This is a genomic window from Nitrospirota bacterium (genome assembly GCA_030645475.1).
Taxonomy (GTDB): Bacteria; Nitrospirota; Nitrospiria; order Nitrospirales; family Nitrospiraceae; genus Palsa-1315.
Genome location: JAUSMA010000021.1, coordinates 1 through 22034, shown reverse-complemented (window position 1 = coordinate 22034; position 22034 = coordinate 1). Strand labels below are relative to the sequence as shown.

General features: G+C 57.5%; 20 protein-coding genes. 18 read left to right on the top strand and 2 right to left on the bottom strand.

Going from position 1 to position 22034, the window contains the following annotated elements; all coding sequences use genetic code 11:
• Positions 1–10: 10 nt before the first annotated feature.
• The 4 genes from carB (at position 11) to opgC (ending at position 5972) form a co-directional block, all read left to right on the top strand.
• On the top strand, positions 11–3271 hold the full coding sequence (gene carB / locus Q7U76_06055) for a carbamoyl-phosphate synthase large subunit (GenBank protein ID MDO8355934.1): 3261 nt from the start codon (positions 11–13) through the stop codon (positions 3269–3271).
• 15 nt (positions 3272–3286) lie between these two features.
• A complete protein-coding gene (gene greA / locus Q7U76_06050; protein MDO8355933.1) occupies positions 3287–3763 on the top strand; it encodes a transcription elongation factor GreA in 477 nt (158 codons plus the stop codon).
• On the top strand, positions 3763–4563 hold the full coding sequence (locus Q7U76_06045; protein MDO8355932.1) for an SAM-dependent chlorinase/fluorinase: 801 nt from the start codon (positions 3763–3765) through the stop codon (positions 4561–4563). The genes greA and Q7U76_06045 overlap by 1 nt, the downstream gene beginning before the upstream one ends.
• A gap of 185 nt (positions 4564–4748) precedes the next feature.
• Positions 4749–5972, top strand: a complete 1224-nt coding sequence (gene opgC, locus Q7U76_06040) for an OpgC domain-containing protein (GenBank protein MDO8355931.1) — start codon at positions 4749–4751, stop codon at positions 5970–5972.
• A gap of 317 nt (positions 5973–6289) precedes the next feature.
• On the opposite strand, the gene bioA is transcribed toward opgC, so the two are convergent.
• Entirely contained in the window at positions 6290–7678 is a 1389-nt protein-coding gene (gene bioA / locus Q7U76_06035; GenBank protein ID MDO8355930.1) for an adenosylmethionine--8-amino-7-oxononanoate transaminase, read from the bottom strand.
• Between the two features lie 214 nt (positions 7679–7892).
• On the opposite strand from bioA, the gene lepA reads away from it, so the two are divergent.
• The 12 genes from lepA (at position 7893) to Q7U76_05975 (ending at position 19699) form a co-directional block, all read left to right on the top strand.
• Complete coding sequence (lepA, locus tag Q7U76_06030; protein MDO8355929.1) at positions 7893–9692, top strand: translation elongation factor 4; 1800 nt, start codon at positions 7893–7895, stop codon at positions 9690–9692.
• Positions 9689–10447 carry a signal peptidase I gene (gene lepB, locus Q7U76_06025; GenBank protein MDO8355928.1) on the top strand — a complete coding sequence of 253 codons (759 nt, stop codon included), beginning with the start codon at positions 9689–9691 and terminating at the stop codon, positions 10445–10447. Before lepA ends, lepB begins: the two co-directional genes overlap by 4 nt.
• A complete protein-coding gene (rfaE1, locus tag Q7U76_06020) occupies positions 10417–11484 on the top strand; it encodes a D-glycero-beta-D-manno-heptose-7-phosphate kinase (protein ID MDO8355927.1) in 1068 nt (355 codons plus the stop codon). The genes lepB and rfaE1 overlap by 31 nt, the downstream gene beginning before the upstream one ends.
• Positions 11477–12280 (top strand): 3-deoxy-manno-octulosonate cytidylyltransferase, encoded by an 804-nt coding sequence (kdsB, locus tag Q7U76_06015; GenBank protein ID MDO8355926.1) that lies wholly within the window; start codon positions 11477–11479, stop codon positions 12278–12280. Before rfaE1 ends, kdsB begins: the two co-directional genes overlap by 8 nt.
• A 49-nt stretch (positions 12281–12329) precedes the next feature.
• Positions 12330–13931: a CTP synthase gene (locus Q7U76_06010; GenBank protein ID MDO8355925.1), complete on the top strand. Its 1602-nt coding sequence runs from the start codon at positions 12330–12332 to the stop codon at positions 13929–13931.
• Between the two features lie 152 nt (positions 13932–14083).
• Positions 14084–14911: a 3-deoxy-8-phosphooctulonate synthase gene (kdsA, locus tag Q7U76_06005; GenBank protein ID MDO8355924.1), complete on the top strand. Its 828-nt coding sequence runs from the start codon at positions 14084–14086 to the stop codon at positions 14909–14911.
• A gap of 98 nt (positions 14912–15009) precedes the next feature.
• The gene (locus Q7U76_06000; GenBank protein MDO8355923.1) at positions 15010–15912 is read left to right on the top strand and encodes a KpsF/GutQ family sugar-phosphate isomerase; all 903 of its coding nucleotides are present in this window, start codon (positions 15010–15012) and stop codon (positions 15910–15912) included.
• A gap of 192 nt (positions 15913–16104) precedes the next feature.
• Positions 16105–16701, top strand: coding sequence for a CDP-diacylglycerol--glycerol-3-phosphate 3-phosphatidyltransferase (pgsA, locus tag Q7U76_05995; GenBank protein ID MDO8355922.1), 597 nt, complete (start codon positions 16105–16107; stop codon positions 16699–16701).
• 226 nt (positions 16702–16927) lie between these two features.
• Positions 16928–17536 carry a glycerol-3-phosphate 1-O-acyltransferase PlsY gene (plsY, locus tag Q7U76_05990; protein ID MDO8355921.1) on the top strand — a complete coding sequence of 203 codons (609 nt, stop codon included), beginning with the start codon at positions 16928–16930 and terminating at the stop codon, positions 17534–17536.
• Positions 17537–17891: 355 nt separating this feature from the next.
• Entirely contained in the window at positions 17892–18266 is a 375-nt protein-coding gene (locus Q7U76_05985; protein MDO8355920.1) for a PilZ domain-containing protein, read from the top strand.
• On the top strand, positions 18267–18653 hold the full coding sequence (locus Q7U76_05980) for a hypothetical protein (protein MDO8355919.1): 387 nt from the start codon (positions 18267–18269) through the stop codon (positions 18651–18653).
• A gap of 137 nt (positions 18654–18790) precedes the next feature.
• On the top strand, positions 18791–19699 hold the full coding sequence (locus tag Q7U76_05975; protein MDO8355918.1) for an HNH endonuclease: 909 nt from the start codon (positions 18791–18793) through the stop codon (positions 19697–19699).
• Positions 19700–19863: 164 nt separating this feature from the next.
• Here the strand turns inward: Q7U76_05975 and Q7U76_05970 are convergent, their stop codons facing one another.
• Positions 19864–20892, bottom strand: coding sequence for a TIM44-like domain-containing protein (locus tag Q7U76_05970; protein MDO8355917.1), 1029 nt, complete (start codon positions 20890–20892; stop codon positions 19864–19866).
• Between the two features lie 303 nt (positions 20893–21195).
• Between Q7U76_05970 and Q7U76_05965 the strand changes: the two genes are divergently transcribed.
• Positions 21196–21576, top strand: coding sequence for a hypothetical protein (locus Q7U76_05965; GenBank protein MDO8355916.1), 381 nt, complete (start codon positions 21196–21198; stop codon positions 21574–21576).
• On the top strand, positions 21573–22034 hold a 462-nt coding region (locus tag Q7U76_05960; GenBank protein ID MDO8355915.1), incomplete at its 3' end, for a glutamate mutase L. The genes Q7U76_05965 and Q7U76_05960, both read left to right, overlap by 4 nt.

Genomic DNA, 22034 nt, shown 5'->3' with positions numbered 1-22034 from the left:
CGAGGTTTCTGTGCCAAGGCGAACAGATATCAAATCCATTTTGTTGATCGGGTCTGGCCCGATCGTGATCGGTCAGGCCTGTGAGTTCGACTATTCCGGCACGCAGGCCTGCAAAGCTCTGAGAGAAGAAGGTTACCGGGTCATTCTTATCAACAGCAACCCGGCAACGATCATGACCGATCCAGAGTTGGCCGATCGGACCTATGTGGAGCCGATCACAGCTGAGGTGGTTGAGAAAGTGATCGAGCGTGAGCGTCCTGACGCCCTGCTCCCAACCATGGGAGGACAGACCGCGTTGAATGCGACGATGGCCTTGGTCAAGCGGGGGACGCTCGAAAAATACGGAGTGAAGCTAATCGGCGCGTCCGCCGAAGCGATTCATAAGGCTGAGGATCGCGAAGCGTTCAAACATGCGATGCAGCGTATCGGGTTGCGCGTGCCAACCAGCGGAACGGCGCATACCCGTGAAGAAGCGATCAAGATTCTTGAGCAGGTCGGATTCCCGGCGATCATTCGACCGTCGTTTACCATGGGTGGAACCGGTGGAAACATCGCCTACAATCGGGAAGAGTTCGAGAAGCTGATCGACTGGGCCTTAGCGATGAGTCCGGTCAGTCAAGTGCTGATCGAGGAATCGCTGATTGGCTGGAAAGAGTATGAACTTGAGGTGATGCGGGACCTTAAGGACAATGTCGTCATTATCTGTCCGATCGAAAATCTGGACCCGATGGGCGTGCATACAGGCGATAGCATCACCGTCGCACCGGCGATGACACTGTCGGACAAAGAATATCAACGCATGCGGGATGCTGCGGTTCGGATTATGCGTGAGATCGGCGTCGATACCGGCGGATCGAACGTCCAGTTCGGCCTGAATCCTAAGAATGGCGACATGGTGATCATCGAAATGAATCCTCGTGTATCGAGGAGCTCCGCACTGGCTTCCAAAGCGACGGGATTTCCTATCGCCAAGATTGCCGCGAAGCTCGCCGTGGGCTACACGCTGGATGAAATCACCAACGACATTACCGGTGTGACTAAAGCCTCCTTCGAACCCACGATCGACTATGTGGTGGTGAAGATCCCTCGCTTTGCGTTTCAGAAGTTCCGAGGAGCCGATCCAACCCTCACGACACAGATGAAATCCGTGGGCGAAGTGATGGCGATCGGGCGGACCTTCAAGGAAGCTTTGCAGAAGGCGATTCGTTCGCTGGAGTTGAACATGAACGGGTTCTCCTCGCGGGAGGGGTTGGACCGAGGCATCCCTGAAGGGTTCGATCGGCCACAAGCGCTGGAGCGGGTACGCCAACATCTGCGGACTCCGATTGCGGAGCGGCTGTGGCATGTTGCCGATGGCATGCGACTCGGTCTGTCCAATGACGACCTTTTTGCCCTCACGATGATCGACCCCTGGTTCCTCGAGCAGATCCGGGAGCTGATTCAATTTGAAGCGGTGCTGGTCGGCCAGGCAGGGAAGAAATCATCCGCGCTTGAAGAGTCGCTTCTGTGGCAAGCCAAAGAACTGGGATTTTCAGACGATCGGATCGCGCAGCTCATCGGGTCCACATCGGCCTCCGTCAGGAAGCAGCGGACCCGTGCAGGCCAGGGCCGCAGAGGGGTGACGTATAAACGCGTCGATACCTGCGCCGCAGAGTTTGAAGCCCATACCCCGTATCTCTATTCGACATATGGAAGCGAATGTGAGGCGCGCCCGACAGACCGGAAGAAAGTCATCATCCTCGGGGGAGGACCGAATCGTATCGGACAGGGGATCGAATTCGACTACTGCTGTGTTCATGCGGTGATGGCGCTTCGCGAAGAAGGCATCGAATCGATCATGGTGAATTGCAACCCCGAAACGGTGAGTACCGACTACGACACCTCGGATCGGCTCTATTTTGAGCCGTTGACTGAGGAGGACGTCCTCAACATCGTGGAGCGCGAACAGCCGTTGGGTGTCGTCTTACAGTTCGGCGGGCAGACTCCGCTCAAGCTCGCGCTCCCCTTGTCCAAGGCCGGGGTGCGAATTCTGGGCACAAGTCCTGACGCGATCGACCGAGCAGAAGATCGAGAACGATTCCGCGACCTCTTAAATAAGCTCGGGCTTCGCCAAGCGGAGAGCGGCATGGCCCGATCCGTTGACGAGTCCCTTCGGATCGCCGCGCAGATCAGCTATCCGGTCATGGTGAGGCCTTCGTATGTGCTGGGCGGGCGATCCATGCAGATCGTCTACGACGAGTCCGGCTTGTTGGAATATATGAAGTCGGCCGTGAAAGCCTCGCCGAAACATCCCGTGCTGATCGATAAGTATCTTTCTGATGCGATTGAAGTCGATGCCGATGCCATTTCAGACGGGACGAACGTCGTGGTGGCCGGGATTATGGAGCATATCGAAGAAGCCGGGGTGCATTCGGGGGACTCAGCCTGTTCGTTGCCGCCCTATTCACTTGATCACAGTGTTGTCGAAGAGATTCGTCGACAAATGAAGGCGTTGGCCCTGGAGCTCGGGGTGATCGGCCTGATGAACGCGCAATTTGCGATTAAAGACAAGACGATCTATGTGTTGGAGGTGAATCCTCGAGGCTCACGCACCGTGCCGTTCGTGAGTAAAGCCATTGGTGTGCCGCTGGCCAAGCTGGCGATGAAGACCATGGTGGGTAAGACCCTTCCTGAATTGGGGCTGGTCGAGGCCCCTGCGCCCGCACATCTGTCTGTGAAAGAATCCGTCTTCCCCTTCAATAAGTTTCCGGGGGTGGATGTGCTCTTGGGCCCGGAGATGAAGTCCACCGGAGAAGTCATGGGCATCGATCAGGATTTCGGATGGGCCTTCGCGAAATCTCAGGCAGGCGCCGGTGCGCCCCTGCCGAAGGGCGGCACGGCCTTCATCAGCGTGAAGGAGAGCGATCGACCGGCGGCGTTGGAAGTCGTGCAACAACTGCAGCGGCTGGGGTTTGCCATTGAAGCCACGAGTGGAACGGCAGCTTATTTGCGCGACCACGGAGTCCATACGGAGACCGTGAATAAGGTCAAGGAAGGCCGCCCGCATGTCGTGGACCATATTAAGAACGGCCGGATCGCGTTAGTGGTGAATACGGTACGCACCGCCTCGGCCCATGCTGATTCCTTGTCGATCCGCCGGGAGGCTCTCAATAAAGGGCTGGCTTATTATACGACCATACGGGGGGCACGGGCGGCGGTCATGGGCATTGAAGCGATTCTCAAGACAGAGCTGACCATCCGGTCGTTGCAGGAGTATCACCACCACTCATAGGGGACGATGTAGACCATGCCGACACCGATCACGAGAAAGGGGCACGAGGCGCTCCAGGCAGAGCTCGATCGTTTGCGCAAAGTCGAGCGTGCAAAAAATATCGAGGCCATCGCTGAAGCGCGCGCCCATGGCGACCTGAGCGAGAATGCAGAGTACGATGCCGCCAAAGAACGCCAGGGATTTATCGAATCGCGCATCATCGAGCTTGGGGCGAAGTTAGCCGATGCCCGCATCATCGAAACGGCCGGGCGGGTTTCCGAGACGATCGTGTTCGGCGCGACCGTGCTCCTCATCGAACAGGAGTCGCAGTCGAAGCGGCAGTACACGCTGGTGGGACAGGACGAAGCCGACATGAAAGTGAATCGGATCTCCATTCAGTCTCCGGTCGGCAAGGCGTTGATCGGCAAGCGCGTCGGCGATTTCGTCGAGGTCAAGACACCGGTGAAGATGGTCGAATACGAGGTGGTGGAGATTCGTTTCGAGGAGCTCTAGTGCCGCACCCTCAGGGGCTCATCACGCTGTTGACCGATTTCGGCGATCGGGACTCGTTTGTGGCGAGCATGAAGGGGGTGATCCTTACCATTCATCCCGATGCCCGTATCGTCGACCTCTCCCACCAAATTGCTCCTCACCAGATCGAAGAAGCGGGATACGTCCTGCATTCCTGTTACCGCTCGTTCCCCGATGGGACGATTCATGTGGCGGTCGTCGACCCCGGCGTTGGAAGTGCCAGGCGGCCTCTCCTGGTCGCGACGTCACGGTGCTATTTTATTGCGCCAGATAACGGACTCCTTACTCAGGTGCTGCGAGACGAGCGGCATGTGGAGATTCGGCAGATCGAGCAGACGCCATCTCGCCTTCAATCGGCAGGGGCCACGTTCGATGGCCGTGACCTCTTTGCGCCGGCGGCAGCCTGGCTTGCGAGGGGGCGGTCGTTCGCGTCATTTGGTCGGCTCGTCGATGATCCTGTCGGGCTCCAACTCGATGAGCCGGTATGGCGCGATCGAGAGTTGGTCGGACGGATTGTGTCCGTTGATCGATTCGGCAATCTTATCTCCAACATCACCGCGAAGCATCTGGACGACGTGCGAACGGTTACGCAGCGAACGTCGCCGACAATTCGTATCGCGGAGCGCAGTATTGAGGGGCTCGTTGCCTGTTATAGCGATGGGCAGCCCAACCATCCCTGCGCATTGGTCAATAGCCATGGACGGCTTGAATTCTTCATCCAGGAAAGCAGTGCCGCCAGAGCTCTCAATGTGAGGGCTGGAGAACAGGTCCGCGTCACCTGATACGGGCCTCGTCAGGGCTTCCAGTCGCCGCTCTAACAGCTGCCCAAGGTATAGTCCTTCCGGTAGTTTACCCCCCCTGAAGGGAGTGGTCTTCCCCCTCTGATGGTGAATGGGCACAGTTCCCTTTCGACGATATAGTCGTAACACCGCGTGAGTCATGATCGTTTACCTTGTCTGGTCGTGACGTGGGAGACTTTCGCGCTGTCGGGGATAATGAGTTGAGGGGGTACGCACAGGTGCAAGATCGTCGCCTCTTTGCATTAGATTCGGCACGTGGGATGGCCATGCTGCTGGTCTGTATCGCGCATTTCGTGGATATCTTTCATTCCCGGCAACTTCCCCTGGAGGGCCCGATAGAGAGCTGGATTGTCGATACGCTCACGCTGGCCTGCAGGGCTGCGTCGCCGATGTTCGTGCTGATCAGTGGGGTGTTGCTGGGTTATCAGGCTGAGGTCAAGGGCGCTCACTTCGCGGCATTTCGCCTGCACGTGCTGGATCGGGCGTTGTTTTTAGTGACGATCGGCCACGTGCTGATTGCCTTGTCGTTTGCCGCACTATGGGGCTTTGGCCCTGCCATGTCGCAGACCTATATCACTGATACCGTTGCATTCTGTGTGATGATCGGTGTGTTTGTGGTGCCTGCCATCGGTAGGCGATTTCGCTTTGTGCTAGGGGGATGCCTCTCCATCGGAAGTTGGCTCCTCTGGCTCTACTGGAATCCGGAAGACCCGCTGTATCAAGTGATCAGGAGTGTGCTCTGTGGGCCAACCCAGGACCATGTCGTGGCGCAGTTTCCGTTGTTTCCCTGGTTAGGGGTCTATATGGCCGGGAGTGGAGTGGGGGCATGGTTGAAGGATCTTCCCGCTCAAGGTCTGAGGCCCGTGAGTCGGCGTCTTCTGAACGTTTCTCTTGGGATGATTGCCACGGCGATCGTGTTCAAAGCGGGGATCGCCCTGCTCACCTCATTTGGCGGAGTGGCGCTCGATCCCGAGTGGCGCCAGTCCCTGTCTCTCTATCAGAAATATCCTCCAGGGTTGGTCTATCTATTGGCGTATGGAGGCGCGGCTTTGCTCCTTCTTGGCGTCCTGTTTGCGCAGACAGAACAGTCATGGATGAGAGGAGCCATGAGAGCCGTCGAGCCGATCGGGCGGAATGCGCTCCCTATATTTATCGTGCAATTCTTCTTGTACTACACCTGTATATATTTATTATCCGCAACGGTGACAAGAATGCCTCTTGCGATGGTAGGGGGGCTGTTACTGTTGTCTCTTTGGGGGATCTGGGGGGGGGCACGATTGTGCCAGCGGTATAATATATCGCGATTCTTGACGACCGGTCTGCCGAGGCTTCTTTCCCGGCTGGACAATCGATCCAACGTTATTCGCCACGTTGTGTGGCGCTCTGCCTAATGCTCAGCTAGTGGGCCCATCATTGGGTGCCTCGAACTGTTCATGCCTGAAGCTTGCGCAGTCACGATGGAGTCGGTGTGCTGCGAATCCTCAATCTACTGTGCCAGGCCCTGTATCATTGCGAGACAGGCTCAGCAATTTGATGTGGGCCAGTTAATGCAAAGTTGTAGCCGTATCTATCAATCTAATGTGGGAATGTCGTGCAAGGGAGGTCTCTGGCGATTTCCCAAGGTGGGCGTGTCCAACGAGGGCCTTCTGAGGCCGCGCGTTGCGCGAGCACAGGGAATCGTCTGGCCAGCCCAGTTCAGTCGCCTGTTTTATGGGCGTGGGCCGGATGCCAGGGCTAGCGTTGCGGTTTCGATGGAAGCTTGTAGAATTTCTACCATGCGTCTGAGTTCAGGAAGCGACGTGCTGAGCGGCGGCATGAGGATGATGACGTTGCCGATCGGGCGGAGTAAGAGCCCTCGGCGACGTGCGTCCATCGTTACCTTGTGGCCAACCCGTGCTTCGAGCGGATAGGGCTTCTTCGTGTTCTTGTCCTGCACCAACTCGATGGCAGCCATGAATCCTCGCTGCCTGATGTCCCCCACATGGGGCAGTTGCCTCAGGGGTTGAAGCAGCCGCGCCATCGTTTTGATCTTGGGTTGCAGTCGAGCGAGCGTTTTTTCTTTCTTGAACAGCTCAAGATTCGCCAGCGCCACGGAGCAGCCGAGCGGGTTTCCTGTATAGCTATGGCCGTGGAAGAATGTTTTGAAGTCTTCGTATTTCCCGAGAAACCCCTTGTAGATCTCTTCGGTGGTCAGCGTCGCGGCCAACGGCATGTAGCCGCCGGTCAATCCTTTGCTGATCGCCATCAAGTCCGGCGTCACCCCCTCATGTTGGCAGGCGAACATTTTCCCGGTGCGGCCGAAGCTGGTGGCCACTTCATCGGCAATCAAGAGCACCTGATATTTCGTGCAGAGTTCGCGTACTCGCATGAGATAGCCCGGTGGGGCCGTGATCATGCCGGCGGCAGCTTGGACTAATGGCTCAATGATGAAGCCGGCCAGTTCACGGTGCCGTTCTTTGAGGATCCGTTCGATCGGATCGAGGCAGGCCATGTGGCAGGACGGATGGGTCAGGTTGAGCGGGCAGCGATAGCAATAGGGAGCATCTGCTTCCAGAGTGGGGAAGAGAAGCGATTTGAACCGCCCATGAAACAGTTCGATATTGCCCACGCTGACTGCGCCGAGCGTATCACCATGGTAGGCCAGCTTCAGATGGAGAAAGGTATTCTTGGTGCCTGCTTCTGGGTGCCGTTGCTGCCAGTACTGGACTGCCATTTTGAGCGCCACTTCGACCGCCGTTGATCCGTTGTCGGAATAAAATACGCGCTTCAGACCTTTGGGTGCGATCCGAATGAGTTCACGGGCGAGCTGAATCGCCGGGGGATTGGAGAGGCCCAGGAAGGTCGAGTGTGCGATCTTATCGAGTTGGGCCTTGATGGCACGGTCGAGCGCCGGATGGCGGTGCCCATGTAGATTGACCCAGATGGAGGAGGTCCCGTCGAGATACTTTTTCCCCTCCGTATCGATCAGGTAGGAGCCTTTTCCGCGCTCGATGATGAGCGGTTCTTCCTGTTCCCATTCCTGCATTTGGGTGAAGGGATGCCAGAGGTATTGGTGATCCCAATCAATCAACTGTCGAGTAGAGGGTTTTCGTGCCACGGTGGAGGAGTCGCAGAAGAGCTTATGGCGAATGGCGTATCGCGAGAAATCAGAAAAACTGGACTCTTGCCATTCGCTATACGCTATCAGCCATAGGCTCTTATCCGATGTTGTTGGCGCGGTGCAGAGCGGATTATACGAGGGGCCAGTTGCTTTGACAACCTGGGGGGCGGTAACTATAATGAACCGATTTTATTGGGAAATGAGTTAGCATTTGCAAAGTCTTATACGCAATTTTTCGATTATCGCCCATATCGATCACGGCAAATCCACCCTCGCTGACCGGATCCTCGATGCAACTGGCGCGGTGACTGCCCGAGAGGCCAAGGAGCAGATCCTTGATGCGATGGACCTGGAGCGTGAGCGTGGCATCACGATCAAGGCCCATGCCGTCGCCATTCGGTACAAGGCCAAGGATGGGAAGACCTACGCCTTGCATTTGATTGATACGCCGGGTCACGTGGACTTCACCTATGAGGTCTCACGCAGTCTCGCCGCATGCGAAGGAGCGCTCTTGCTCGTCGATGCCACTCAAGGGGTGCAGGCGCAGACGATTGCCAATGTGAATTTGGCCATGGCGAACAACCTCACCATCATTCCCGTGATCAACAAGATCGACCTGGCCAGTGCCGATGTCGAAGGCACCAAACAGTCGATTTCCGATGTGCTGATGCTGGATGCGACCGATGCCCTCTTGATCAGTGCGAAAGAGGGCAAGGGTGTGCCGGAGGTGCTGGAGGCCGTCATCGAGCGGATTCCACCGCCTTCGGGCGATCCGGATGCGCCGCTGAAGGCGCTCATTTTCGACTCCTGGTTCGATAACTATCAGGGTGTGATCGTGCTGGCCCGGATCGTCGATGGCTCCGTTCGTCCCGGGATGAAGATCAAAGTCATGTCGAACGAGCGGATCTTTGAAGTGATGGAAGTTGGGCAGTTCACGCCGAAGCGAACCAAGAAGTCCGAGTTGTTGACCGGCGAAGCCGGCTATCTCTGTGCCAACATGCGTGAAGTCGCGGACGTGAAAATCGGCGATACTCTCACGGATGCCGTGACACCCACGAGCGCGCCGTTCCCCGGCTATAAAGAAGTGAAGCCGTTGGTGTTCTGCGGGCTTTATCCCACCGATACGGCCCGGTATGAAGATTTACGGGATGCGCTGGTCAAACTGCGGTTGAACGATTCCTCTTTCGTCTACGAACCGGAGACATCACTTGCCCTGGGCTTCGGGTTTCGCTGCGGCTTCCTGGGGCTCCTCCACATGGAAATCATCCAGGAGCGGCTTGAGCGTGAATATAATTTGACGCTTCTGACCACGGCGCCGACCGTCGTCTATCGTGTATTGCTGACCAATGGCGACGTGCTGGAGGTCAATAATCCCTCACAGCTCCCGCCCCCCAGCAGCATCGAATCGTTCGAGGAGCCGTTTATTCTGGCCTCGGTCATTACGCCAGAACGGTACATGGGGGCCATCATCCAGCTCTGTCAGGAGCGTCGCGGCATTCAGCGGGGCATTCAATTCCTCGACCCGACGCGGGTGACGATCAGTTACGAGATGCCGCTCAATGAAGTCATTCTTGATTTTTACGACAAGCTCAAATCGCGCACGCAGGGCTATGCCTCGCTGGACTACGAATTGCTCGGCTATCGCCAGTCCGATCTCGTGCGGCTCGATATTCTCTTGAACGGCGAAGCGGTCGATGCCTTGTCCTTCATCACCCACAAAGAGCGTTCCATTCACCGCGGACGTCAGCTCGCGGAGAAAATGAAGGAACTCATTCCCCGGCAGATGTATGAGATCGCTATTCAAGCGGCGATCGGGAGCAAGGTCATCGCGCGCGAGACGATTGGCGCCATGAAGAAGAACGTGCTGGCGAAATGCTACGGCGGCGACATCACGCGGAAACGCAAGCTCCTCGAGAAACAGAAGGAAGGGAAGAAGCGCATGAAATCCGTGGGGAACGTGGAAGTGCCGCAAGAGGCCTTCCTCGCCATTTTGAAAGTCGGTGAAGAATGAGCGGGGAGACGAATCGTCCCTCATCGGACGACCTCACCGTTGCGACTACCGATGGGCAGGCGGATGCTGCGGGAGCGCCGGCGGTGTCGCAGCTCGGCCGAAAGTCGCTTTTCCGCGAATATGCGGAAGCCATCGTGGTCGCGATGCTCCTGGCCTTTGCGATCCGGGTGTTCGTCGTTCAGGCCTTCAAGATTCCCTCAGGTTCGATGATTCCGACATTGTTGATCGGGGATCATATTCTGGTCAGCAAGTTGTCCTACGGTATTCAATGGCCCAGCCAGTGCAAGTTCCAGGCGGCCTTTCCTCCCGTCAATTGTTACGCATCTCAGGCGCTCATCGAGTTCGGCAAGCCGCAGCGGGGCGACGTGATCGTGTTCCGGTTTCCCGAAGACGAGGAAAAAGATTTCATCAAGCGCATTGTCGGGGGGCCTGGCGATACCGTGCAGGTTCGGAATAAAGCCATTGTGGTGAATGGGACGGTGCTCGACGATAAAGCGTTCACGCAACGGATCGACCCGGGAATCATCGATGGCACCATCAATCCGCGCGATAACTTCGGGCCGGTGACCGTGCCTGAAGGCGCCTATTTTGTGATGGGTGACAACCGAGACCAAAGTTTGGACAGCCGGTTTTGGGGGTTCGTGCGCGAGGAGAAAATCCGCGGCAAGGCATTCCGTATCTACTGGTCGTGGAGCGGACAGGGTCAATGGACGGAGTGGGTCAGATGGGATCGATTCGGCAAAGCCATTCAGTAGGAAAAGCCACGAGCCAAGCAGCTGCGGGCTCCGGGGGGCAGGGGCGTGGAGGCGAGGCCTCTCCCAAAGCGCTTCGGCAGTATATTCAGCGGTTCCCGCAAGCCAGCGTGCTCGTCATCGGCGACCTCATTCTCGACCATTATATATGGGGCCGTGTGAGCCGTATCTCGCCGGAAGCCCCGGTTCCGGTCGTCCAGGTCGACTCCGAATCCTTGAGGCTCGGCGGTGCCGCGAACGTCTTCAATAACGTGCTGGCCTTGGGGGGCAAAGCGGATTTGTGCGGTGTCATCGGCTCCGACGAAACCGGACGGATGCTCCTCAAAGAATTGGGGGGGACCCGTTCAGGACGCGGCGGGGTCGTGATCGACCAGGACCGCCCAACCACCAGGAAGTCCCGCGTCATCGCTCACAATCAGCAGATCGTGAGGTACGACGTCGAGCGCCGGGCAGAACTGAAACCGGCGATGCAGCGGCGGATTCTCCGCTATGTCGAATCGCGGTTACGGGAGTTATCCTGCCTCGTCGTGTCGGACTATGCCAAGGGTGTGGTCAGCGCGACCTTGATGACGGACCTTACGCGGCTTGCGGCGCTTCGAGGGATCCCCTTGATCGTCGACCCGAAAGTCGAACACTTCAGCTACTACAAGGGGGCGACGGTCATCACGCCGAACCACCTTGAGGCGACCCAAGCCGCCGGGGTGCATGGCGATGACGATCAGGCGAGCGACGAAGCCGGCGCGATCATCCGGCAGCGTTTGGGATGCCAAGCGGTGCTCATTACGCGCGGGGAAAAAGGCATGAGTCTGTACGAGGGAGACGGAGTCTCCTGGCATATCCCGACACAGGCCCGCCAGGTCTACGATGTCACCGGAGCGGGCGATACGGTGATCGGGACGTTGGCGCTCGCGCTGTCGACCGGCGCCTCGATGAGAGACGCGGCAGCGCTGGCCAACTATGCGGCGGGTGTCGTCGTCGGCATGGTCGGCACCGCGACCCTATCGGCACAGCAACTTTCGGAGGCCCTCGGCAATGACTGATACGGCTGCGTCCGTCATGGTGGTGATTCCGGCTCGGTTTGGATCGTCGCGCTTTCCAGGCAAACCCCTCGTCATGCTGGGCCAGAAGCCCATGATCCAGCATGTGTATGAGCAGGCTGCGGCCTGCCCAGGTGTGAAAGAGGTGTTGGTTGCGACCGATGACGAACGAATCCGGCAGGCGGTGATCGGATTCGGCGGGCGGGCCGCGCTGATAGGCGGCGACTTTCGGACCGGCACCGATCGAGTCGCAGGCGCGGCGCGCAAGTTTGGCGGCGACTACTTTTTGAATCTGCAGGGAGATGAGATTCCGCTTCAGCCGGACTTGCTCTCGGATCTCATCGAGCCCTTCATCACAAGCGGCGCCGGAATGGGCACGCTGAAGCGTACCATCGATTCCACGGACGACCTGCACAATTCCTCAGTGGTCAAGGTGGTGACCGATCAGGCCGGCAATGCCCTGTATTTCTCGCGCGCGCCGATCCCCTTGGTGCGGGACGATCCCAGCCGCCAGGCCGTCGGAGGGTTGCATTACATTCATCTCGGTCTGTACATCTACCGGCGCGACACGTTGCTGAAGTTGGCGGCTCTTCCCACAGGACGGTTGGAAGATGCGGAAAAGCTCGAGCAGTTGCGCGCCTTGGAGCATGGCATTCCAATCAGAGTATGGGAAACCAAACATGCCTCTCTGCGGGTGGATACGCCGGAGGATGTCGGCCCGGTGACGGAACAGCTTCAACAGTTTGACGACATCAAGAAGGAATTGGGTTTATTGAAGCCGGTTCCACCCAAGTCCTAATGGTGGCAGGTATGTCAGAATTTTACGATCCGACAAGATGGGGGCCACGATGAGCAAGTTCATTTTTGTCACGGGCGGAGTGGTCTCCTCCCTGGGGAAGGGGCTCGCCTCAGCCTCGATCGGCAACCTGCTCGAAAGCCGGGGGTTGAAGATCACGTTCCTCAAGCTCGATCCCTACATCAACGTCGATCCAGGCACGATGAATCCCTATCAACATGGGGAAGTCTATGTGACGGACGACGGCGCGGAGACAGACCTGGATCTGGGCCACTATGAACGGTACACGTCTCTGACCCTGACCAAAGAAAACAACTACACGACCGGCCGGATCTACCATTCGGTCATCAGCAAAGAGCGTCGCGGCGATTATCTCGGCGGGACCGTGCAGGTGGTGCCTCACGTGACCGACGAGATCAAACAATGCATCATGCGTATCTCGCAGGGGATCGACGTCACGATCGTGGAAATCGGCGGCACGGTCGGCGACATCGAGAGTTTGCCATTTCTCGAAGCGATTCGGCAGATGCCCTACGACGTCGGCCGTGAGAACGTGCTCTATGTCCATCTCACACTGGTGCCCTATATCGGAGCGGCCGGTGAGCTGAAGACCAAACCGACGCAGCATTCCGTCAACAAGCTGAGGGAAATCGGTATCCAGCCGCATATTCTCCTTTGTCGGACCGACCGGTATCTGCCGCCGGAACTCAAGGGCAAGATCGCGATGTTCTGCAATGTTGAAAAAGACGCGGTCATCACGGCCAAGGACGTCGATACGATCTATGAAGTGCCGATCGTGTTCCGGAAGGAAGGGTTGGACGAGCTGATCGTGCGCCTGCTCCATCTCGAGACCGGTCCTCCGAACCTGCGCGAATGGGATGCCATGGTCCAGAAGATCAAGCATCCCAAGCATGAAGTCTCCGTCGCGCTGGTCGGTAAATATGCCGGATTGAAGGAATGTTATAAGAGTCTCGCGGAGTCGCTGGTCCATGGCGGCATCGACCATGAGACGAAGGTGAATATCGAGTGGATCGAGTCGGAGGAGATTGAACGGCAGGGGACCGAACGGATTCTGCGTGAGGTCGATGGCATCCTGGTGCCAGGCGGGTTCGGCGCGCGCGGGATCGAAGGGAAAATCGCCTCGATTCGCTACGCCAGGGAGCATCAGATTCCGTTTTTCGGCCTGTGCCTCGGTATGCAATGCGCGACGATCGAGTTCGCACGGAACGTCGCCGGGTTGGCCGGCGCCAACAGCGCGGAATTCGATGAGGCCTCCCCCTATCCCGTCATTCATTTGATGTCGGATCAGCAGTCCGTCAGCGACAAGGGCGGGACGATGCGGCTTGGGTCCTATGTCTGTAAGCTTGGGGAGGGAACCCTTGCCCAAAAGATGTACGGAGTGAGCGAAGTGCGTGAACGCCATCGGCACCGGTACGAATTCAATAATGCCTACCGTGAGCAATTGCTCGCCAAGGGCCTTGTGCTGAGCGGGCTTTCGCCGGACGGTCGGCTCGTCGAGATCGTCGAATTAAAAGACCATCCGTGGTTCCTGGCGACGCAATTCCATCCGGAATACAATTCGAGGCCCCACCGGCCCCATCCTCTCTTTAGTGGTTTTGTCGGCGCAGCGTTACGCCGAAAGTGCGGCCATTAGGTTGCGAGGCTGAAACTGGCTTCCAACGGCGTTCTCGGGTCGTCGAAATCCTCAACGTACCCTAGAGGGTACGCTTCCGGTTTCGACTCGACTGCGGCCTTGTTGGAAAGTCAGTTTGAGCTTCGCAACGAAAACAGATAGATTTGAAACTTATGGCACACGAAATCACAATCGGTTCATTCACAGTCGGTGCAGGTCATCGGCCCTTTCTGATCGCCGGGCCCTGTGTCATCGAGAGCGAACAACTCGTGCTGGAGACGGCAGCGCGGATTGCCGAGATCACCACGTCTCTGGGCATCCCCTATATTTTCAAGTCGTCCTTCGATAAGGCCAACCGGACCTCGATCACGTCCTATCGTGGGCCTGGTCTCGAACAGGGCCTGGCGATTCTGAAGAAGGTGAAGGATCAGCTGGGACTACCCATCTTGACGGACGTGCATACAGAGGAACAGGCGACCGAGGCAGGGAAGATTGTTGACGTGCTCCAGATTCCTGCCTTTCTCTGTCGGCAGACGGACTTGCTCATCGCGGCAGCGAAAACCGGAAAAGTGGTGAACGTCAAGAAGGGGCAGTTCCTCTCGCCGCAAGAAATGGGCAATGCGGTCAAAAAAGTCGAGGAGTCAGGAAACAAGCGGATTGTCCTGACCGAACGGGGCTCGTCGTTCGGTTATAACAATCTCGTCGTCGATATGCGGTCCTTCCCGGTCCTTCGAAGCTTCGGCTATCCGGTGGTATTCGATGCCACCCATAGTGTGCAGTTGCCGGGCGGCGGGGGCACCAAGTCCAGCGGCCAGCGCGAATTTGTCGAGCCCTTGGCCTGCGCGGCTGCCGGGGCCGGAGTCGATGGCTTCTTCATGGAAGTCCATCCCAATCCGGACGAGGCCCTCTCGGACGGGCCCAACATGGTGCCGCTTCATCAGCTCAAAGCTTTGCTGGAACGGGTTTTACGGATATGCGACGCGTCACAACCTCGAAAGTAACCAAGCCGAAAGGCGCCAGAGCCACGACGCTGAAGACCTCAACCAGCCTTGAAGTAGGCCGGCGCGTGCTGGGCATCGAAGCCCGTGCCGTTCAGGCGATGGTGCAGCGTCTCGATCGTGGTTTCTCGGATGCGGTTGACTTGCTCTATGCCTGTAAGGGCAAGGTGGTCGTCTCGGGCATGGGGAAGTCCGGTTTGATCGGTCAGAAGATCGCCGCGACGATGGCCAGCACCGGGACGCCCTCGTTCTTTCTCCACCCGGCTGAAGGGCTTCACGGCGATCTGGGTATGTTGGCGCGGGGCGATGTGCTCATTGCGATTTCGAACAGCGGAGAGACGCAGGAGATTCTGCAGCTCCTGCCCTTTATGGAGCGGATGAGCATTCCAGTCGTGGCGATCGTCGGCCGCATGGTTTCGACCCTGGCGAAGAACAGCGACGTTGCGTTAGATGTGTCCGTGGCAGAAGAGGCCTGTCCCATGGGATTGGCGCCGACGGCAAGCACGACCGCGACGCTTGCGATGGGCGACGCCTTGGCCGTGGCCCTCCTTGAGAAGCGCGGATTCAAGGAGCAGGATTTTGCGCAGTTTCATCCTGGCGGAACGCTCGGGCGCCGTCTGCTGGTGAAAGTGCGGGACGTCATGCATGTCGGCGCGGAGCTCCCACAAGTGAAAGATAGCGTCTCAGCCTCGGCAGCCCTGCTGGAAATGTCTGCGAAGAAACTCGGTATGACCACGGTCGTCGATCGAGCCGGCGCATTGACGGGGATTATCACCGACGGAGATTTGCGGCGGTTTCTCCAACAGGGCGGGGACTTCTCCAAGATCACTGCCGGGGCTCTGGCCTCGCGCCATCCCAAGTTGATCGGACCGGATGAGTTGGCAGCCAAGGCGGTCGAAATGATGGAGCGGTATTCCATCACCACGCTCGTCGTCGCGGAATCGGCCAAGCGCATCGTCGGGGTCGTACATTTGCACGACTTGCTCAAGCACGGCATCGTTTAACAGGACGCTCAAAATGTCCGCCAGCGTCGTTCTCGGCTCATCAAAATCCTCAACGTACCGCCGAGGGTACGCCTCCGGTTTCGACTCGCCTGCGGCCTTGCTGGACGAGCATTTTGAGCATCCTGTGGGATTGTTCTTCTGTAGTGCCACAATAGATTTTTCGAAACCGGCTAACGGAATGGGTGGTGGCCGATGAATCGCGTATTGGCGGTATGGAAATCGGTCGGGCAGGAATCGCTCAACCTGCCGAACTTCATTACGCTCACCCGCATCCTCTTGATTCCGGTCTTCGTGGTGCTCTTTGCTACGCCGACTCCGGATCGATCGCTGAGCGCGGCCATTGTATTTGTCGTTGCAGCGGTCACCGATATGTTGGATGGCTATCTGGCCCGTCGGAACGGCCAGGTGACCACACTCGGAAAGCTGTTGGATCCCATCGCCGATAAGTTGTTGGTCCTCTCCGCCTTGATTCTCCTGCTCAACATCGATCGTGTCAGCGCGCTGGTTGCAATACTCATCATCGCACGCGAGGTTGCAGTCACCGGTATTCGAGCCATAGCCGCAGGCGAGGGTATGGTGATCGCGGCTGAGACGACGGGCAAGTATAAGATGGCGCTGCAAGTCGTGGCGATCGTGATGTTGATTCTCGAGGGCACGTTCTTGTCTGGTCTGGGTAATCTGCACCTTGCCGGTATCGTGACCCTGTATCTGTCGCTCGTGCTTGGCTATGTCTCCGGAGCTCAATATGTATGGAGCTTCTGGAAGCAGGTCGTCGCTAAAGGACTGTAGCAGGATGCTCAAAATATCCGCCAGCGTCGTTCTCGGCTCATCGCAATCCTCAACGTACCCACGAGGGTACGCCTCCGGCTTCGACTCGCCTGCGGCCTTGCTTGGGACAATGCGCGTCTCGGCGCGCCAGGGTTGGGCGGGTGAGAAGTCTGGCCGTTTTGAGCATCCTCTGTGGGGTTTGCGAGTTCTTTGGGCCTGCGCACCTCCCTTTCTCATTTCTTAATCCATGAACGAAGACTTTCTCTGGGTTCTCATGGCAATGGTCGGCTACTTGCTGGGTGCCATTCCCTTCGGCGTCGTCGTGTCTAAAGCGATGAGGTTGCCCGATCCGCGTACGGTCGGGAGCAAGAACGTTGGCTTCACCAATGTGCTGCGCGTGTCGGGCAAGAAGGCAGGTGTCCTCACGCTTCTTGGCGACATGGGCAAGGGGTGGGTGATGGGGTGGGCTGCCATGCAGTGGCTCACCGATGAACGGTTTATCATGCTCGTCGCCCTCTCGACGATCCTGGGCCATCTCTTCTCACCATTCCTGAACTTCAAAGGAGGGAAGGGGGTGGCGACGGCCTTAGGTGCGGTGTTGGGTCTGTCTCCCTCGATCGGACTCCTCTTGTTGCTGATCTGGCTTGGCGCGGTCGCGATCTGGCGCTACTCCTCAGGCGGCGCGCTGGCGGCCTTCGGATGCTTTCCGGTCGTGGCGATCGTGAATGAGCAGAGACAGGAGTTTTTTGTGTTTTCCTTGATCGTCAGCGGGCTGATCTGGGTCAAACACAAAGACAATATCGCGCGGCTCTGGAAGGGGACAGAATCTAAAATAGGGCAAAAAAAACAGGGATAGAGGGATGGGGGTTCTCGACCGATCCCTCTTGCTTTCGCCATCGGCCTTCCGCTCCTGCCATAAGCATAGACACAGGTTTCTTGTTCCTTAGGCTTTTTGTTCCTTCCTCATCAGCCATCTGTTATCAGTTAGACGTTCCCATCTCTCCCGCTCCACCTTCAGCGCGTTGTAAGCTTCCTGGCTGTATTGTTTCTTTCTCATTCGTATCGGGTACGATACAGACCTACAGCTCCTCAAGACTCATTCCTCTCAAAAAACGTAAAAATACTAATCAATTTGAGCGGTGGTCTCTCGGCACGAGAGTTGCGAACTGACTGTGCATCTTAGGTTGCACAGTGTGAAGGAGGAATCCGCCATGGAGCTCACGTTGCCCGTCTTCCCCGAACAGGATTATTTCGTGCCACGGATGGACCTCCGGCGGTATGTGCGCAAGGCGGTGAATCTCCGCATAATCCTCGCGGACAAGGGCGGACTTGCGAGTGGAGAGGTGATTGATCTGACGACGAGAGGGTGCGGACTTCGGCTTCTCCTATCTCTCGCATGCGGGCAGTGCCTCACCCTCAAGCTCTACCCTGGCGATGAGACATCTGCGGTGATCTGCGATCTGGTACAGGTGCAGTGGGTTAAAGGGGGGCGGGCGGGCCTTGTCTTCCTCTCGATGTCGCTTGAGAACGAGCTTCGACTGCACCGACTCTGTGACGAATATCTCCTATCCAAGGTTGAGGACTAGATGCTGGCCTATTGCTCTCCCTATGTGTCGCTCGAGAATGTCGAAACAGAGCCCCCCTCTGGTCTGGCTCTCGGGGTGGATGTCACGAGCATCCTGCTTGAAACATGGTGCGCCCACGAACTTCTGTGGGTCGTGTATGAACGCAATACCCCATCCGTTTGGGCGCAAGTCGTCGGACATCTGCGAGGATACTTGGGATGTTTATGGGTATCGGAAGCGCTACGAGGGGAGAAAGCCAGCGAGGCTTTTTCCGTCATCTGCGACCAATCCACGATGACCCCGGAAGACATTCGCAATGGCCATCTCATCTGCCTCGTCGGAGTCGCGCTCGTCACGCCAGGGGACTTTACCTTCTATCGAATCCACATTCGTCAGAAGAGCTGGTAGCAGCTCTTTCCCATTTCCTCCTGTCGGCTATCCTCTTTCTCCACTCACACGGTGCTTTCCCCCTGGGAAAGGGCTATTCTTCGATGTCTATTATTCAATGAAGTCTGGCCTGTCAGGGCATGTAAGGGAGAATTATCATGCGCGATGTAGAAGACCAGAAATGTCTCAAGGTGGTTGCTGAAGCACTGCACAAAGAACTTTCCAGACGGCTCGGTAGAATCATTCGTCTGCGTACCGTGCTCCCGCTCAAAGAATCCCACACCAATGGGTGGCGTGTCGAACTAGGATCGTTGGGGCTGGGAGAGCCACGATTAGAGGTCTGGTTTTGTGAATGGGCCGACACGAAAGGCCAACGACGTATATGGTACGGCTTCTATGCCGCGCAGGCAGACAAGCTGCGGAAGAGAGTCGCCGCATTGCCCGAGGCCCTTCGGCCTGTGCGACGGTTGAGCGAGCGGGACATGAGACTCGCTGCCGGTTCACGATCGGACGATGTGCTCAGAAAACCGTTGGACCCTGGTGACTATGACCGTCCCATCTACGAGGAGTTTGACGAGAGTGAGGGGCAGTATGCCTACTACGGGTTGTTCGATTCTGCTCTTCCGGAGAGCGAAGATACGGTTTTGGGCATCGTGGTCCGTGCAACGAGTTTTTTCGAAACTGTCATCAAGAGCCAGCAGGCCAAGGTACAGGTGCAGGAGAAAGATCAGGATCAGGAGGACGCCTATGCGCATTATGAAAACCGCCAGGTGGTACGCCAGCACCTGGCTCGTGAACAGAGCCATCCGTTAGCTGAACAATGTAAGCGGCGGGACAATTATCGCTGTCAGGTCTGTGAGATGACCTTTCGTGAACTGTATGGGGACATTGGTAAAGCCTTTGCCGAAGCACACCACATCATTCCGCTGAATCGCCTTGCGAACACTGTAGAGGCGTCTCTCAGCGATCTGGTCACTGTCTGTGCCAATTGCCACCGGATGCTGCATAAACTTGATGGAGGAGAAGAGGATCTGGCGAAGCTGAGGAGAATGCTGCACCGTCGGTAAGGACAGGCATCTCGCGCTAGGCCGTGGGGCCATAACACTTGTCGCGTGAGGTTATTCTGCTAGAAGATTATCCTGGACTGGAACGCAACAACGGGGGCCGCAACGATCGTTGCGGCCCCCGTTGTCCTGTCTCGTCGGCTCCGGAAATATTGCCGAGCTGGCGACTAATCGACTTGTTGGATGGCTGAGAGCAACCACTTCCCGTCTTGGAATCGCATGAAGGTCCAGACTTCGCTCGATTCGGACGGCTTCTCTTCGTTGCCCTCGACGAGATAGCCTGCTTCTCCGCGCTGCTTCGTCAAGGAGATCGTATAGTCGCGGGCGCTCCAATGCAGGCTCACCGTCGCGTACTGCGTGGCATCTTCGGTCCAGGATTCCCGGACTTCCGCCTGTCCCAGTACCACATCTTCCACGTGATTCTCGATGTCCTGGCTGGTGTTTTCTGCCAGCGCGGTGCTGAAATAGGTCAGCATCTCCGGTGTGACGAATCGCCGCAGTCCTGCCAGGTCTTGTTTGCTCCAGGCTGTCTGAATATCGGTCAGCAGTTGCTGGAAGGCCGCCTTGTCTGCGGCGGTCACGTCACTTACCACGGTTGAGGTCAGTCCAGTCGTGGCGGAGGGCTCTGTCAGCAGGGACCCGCCGACTGCGCTGCTCCTCGTGATCCCGGAAAAATCAGGGATAGCCGGCCGCCGGACTTTCAGGAAATAAAACAGCGTTCCTGCTCCCAGGAGCATGAGGAAGAGGAGAATGCCGGTTGAGCTGGAGGCGCCGGTTGCCTGGGTGGCTTCGCCGACCGGTTCACCGGCTTCGTTCGTCTTTGCGCTGCTCTCGGTCGCGCCGAAGAGCATATGGCCGAGCCACGATCCGGCGAGGCCGCCTGCGATTCCGGCCAAGAGAGGATTACGTTGTAGAAACGAAGGCTGGCTGGCCGGTTGGGCTGCAGGAGCCTGGCCGGCTGGTGTGGCTTGTGGTGCAGTTGCCGGCTTGGGGGTGGCCGATTGCTGAATCGGTTTTGCGCCGTTCTGGTCGTAGGTGCGGGATCCACGGCTCCCGATGCTGCTCCCGGTGCTTCCGCTCCGTGACCCGCTGGAGAACCCTCCACCGGATCCGCCTCGCGCCTTTGCGAAAGAGAGGGTCGGGACTCCGATCAGAGACAACACGATGGTGGCGGCAATGAGTTTTGTTCTGTTCAAGGCGAGCGTCCTTTCTATCGATGTCAGGAATCAATCACGCAGGGACCTGTATCCTAACAGTATTGGCTCCAGGAAAACCGAAGATTCGAGAAGGGGAGAGCGGAGTTGGGCCTCGTTCGACGCCCGTCTTCGCGAATCGACCAGCCTCTCCCCGTGAAGAGAGACGCCAGCGCGCACGTTTTTATTGAGCGCTCTGCGAGCAAGAAGGATGGCCCGGCTATTCCCTCCTCTTCATTGACTCTCTTCAATCCCATTCATATAATGGCCGACATCATCAGATTTTGACTGCCTTTCCAAATACTTATGGCTTCTTTGCTCAAGACCCCTCTGGCGGAAACGTGGGATAGGGTCCGTGCGGAACTCTCCCATGCTTTTTCGACCATACCCGACGCTGCGTTGTTCACCATTGAAGATCTCGCGCTGCTTGAGCGGGTGGCCGACGCGGTGGTGAAGCGGGGTCTGGCCGCTCCTGCTACGGTATTTTTAGAATCGCTTGGCCCCATGAACTTTCTCGGCAGCCAGGCCCTGTATTTTCTGACCCCGATCATTGAATGGGCGTTTCACGCCAAGGAAGTTGAGCAAGTGGCCAAGCTGCTCGAACGGCGCGATACGATCTCCCGTCTCATCGCTCTCATTGAAACAAAGTCTGTTCCCCAGGCTCCTCAAGGAGCCTCCGCTCAATGACCGTGCCGAACCCAGCGCCCAAGTCTGTGATCCCCCAGCCTCTCAACGTCATCGTCGCCACCGACTGTGGCAGCACCACGACCAAAGCCATTCTGATCGAGAAAGTCGGCGACGAATACCGGCAGACCTATCGCGGGGAAGCCCCGACCACGGTGGAAGCGCCGTTCGAAGATGTGACCCGCGGAGTGCTCAACGCGATTGCAGAAATTGAAGAACTCTCCGGCCGAAAAATTCTGGACGGCGATACCATCATCACGCCCTGCCGCGATGCGAAGACCGGTGTCGATATTTACATCTCTACCAGCAGTGCGGGTGGCGGGTTGCAGATGATGGTGACCGGGGTGGTGCAGAACATGACGGGGGAAAGTGCGCAACGGGCCGCGCTCGGAGCCGGCGCAATCGTCATCGATGTGCTCGCGTCGAACGATGGCCGTCTGCCACATGAGAAGATCGAGCGT

Bases quoted from the DNA above. Each gene is read 5' to 3' on its own strand.
- greA (MDO8355933.1), top strand. From the start codon at position 3,287: ATGCCGACACCGATCACGAGAAAGGGGCACGAGGCGCTCCAGGCAGAG.
- lepB (MDO8355928.1), top strand. From the start codon at position 9,689: ATGAGCGGGGAGACGAATCGTCCCTCATCGGACGACCTCACCGTTGCG.
- rfaE1 (MDO8355927.1), top strand. From the start codon at position 10,417: ATGGGATCGATTCGGCAAAGCCATTCAGTAGGAAAAGCCACGAGCCAA.
- kdsB (MDO8355926.1), top strand. From the start codon at position 11,477: ATGACTGATACGGCTGCGTCCGTCATGGTGGTGATTCCGGCTCGGTTT.
- Q7U76_06010 (MDO8355925.1), top strand. From the start codon at position 12,330: ATGAGCAAGTTCATTTTTGTCACGGGCGGAGTGGTCTCCTCCCTGGGG.
- kdsA (MDO8355924.1), top strand. From the start codon at position 14,084: ATGGCACACGAAATCACAATCGGTTCATTCACAGTCGGTGCAGGTCAT.
- Q7U76_06000 (MDO8355923.1), top strand. From the start codon at position 15,010: ATGGTGCAGCGTCTCGATCGTGGTTTCTCGGATGCGGTTGACTTGCTC.
- pgsA (MDO8355922.1), top strand. From the start codon at position 16,105: ATGAATCGCGTATTGGCGGTATGGAAATCGGTCGGGCAGGAATCGCTC.
- plsY (MDO8355921.1), top strand. From the start codon at position 16,928: ATGAACGAAGACTTTCTCTGGGTTCTCATGGCAATGGTCGGCTACTTG.
- Q7U76_05985 (MDO8355920.1), top strand. From the start codon at position 17,892: ATGGAGCTCACGTTGCCCGTCTTCCCCGAACAGGATTATTTCGTGCCA.
- Q7U76_05980 (MDO8355919.1), top strand. From the start codon at position 18,267: ATGCTGGCCTATTGCTCTCCCTATGTGTCGCTCGAGAATGTCGAAACA.
- Q7U76_05975 (MDO8355918.1), top strand. From the start codon at position 18,791: ATGCGCGATGTAGAAGACCAGAAATGTCTCAAGGTGGTTGCTGAAGCA.
- Q7U76_05965 (MDO8355916.1), top strand. From the start codon at position 21,196: ATGGCTTCTTTGCTCAAGACCCCTCTGGCGGAAACGTGGGATAGGGTC.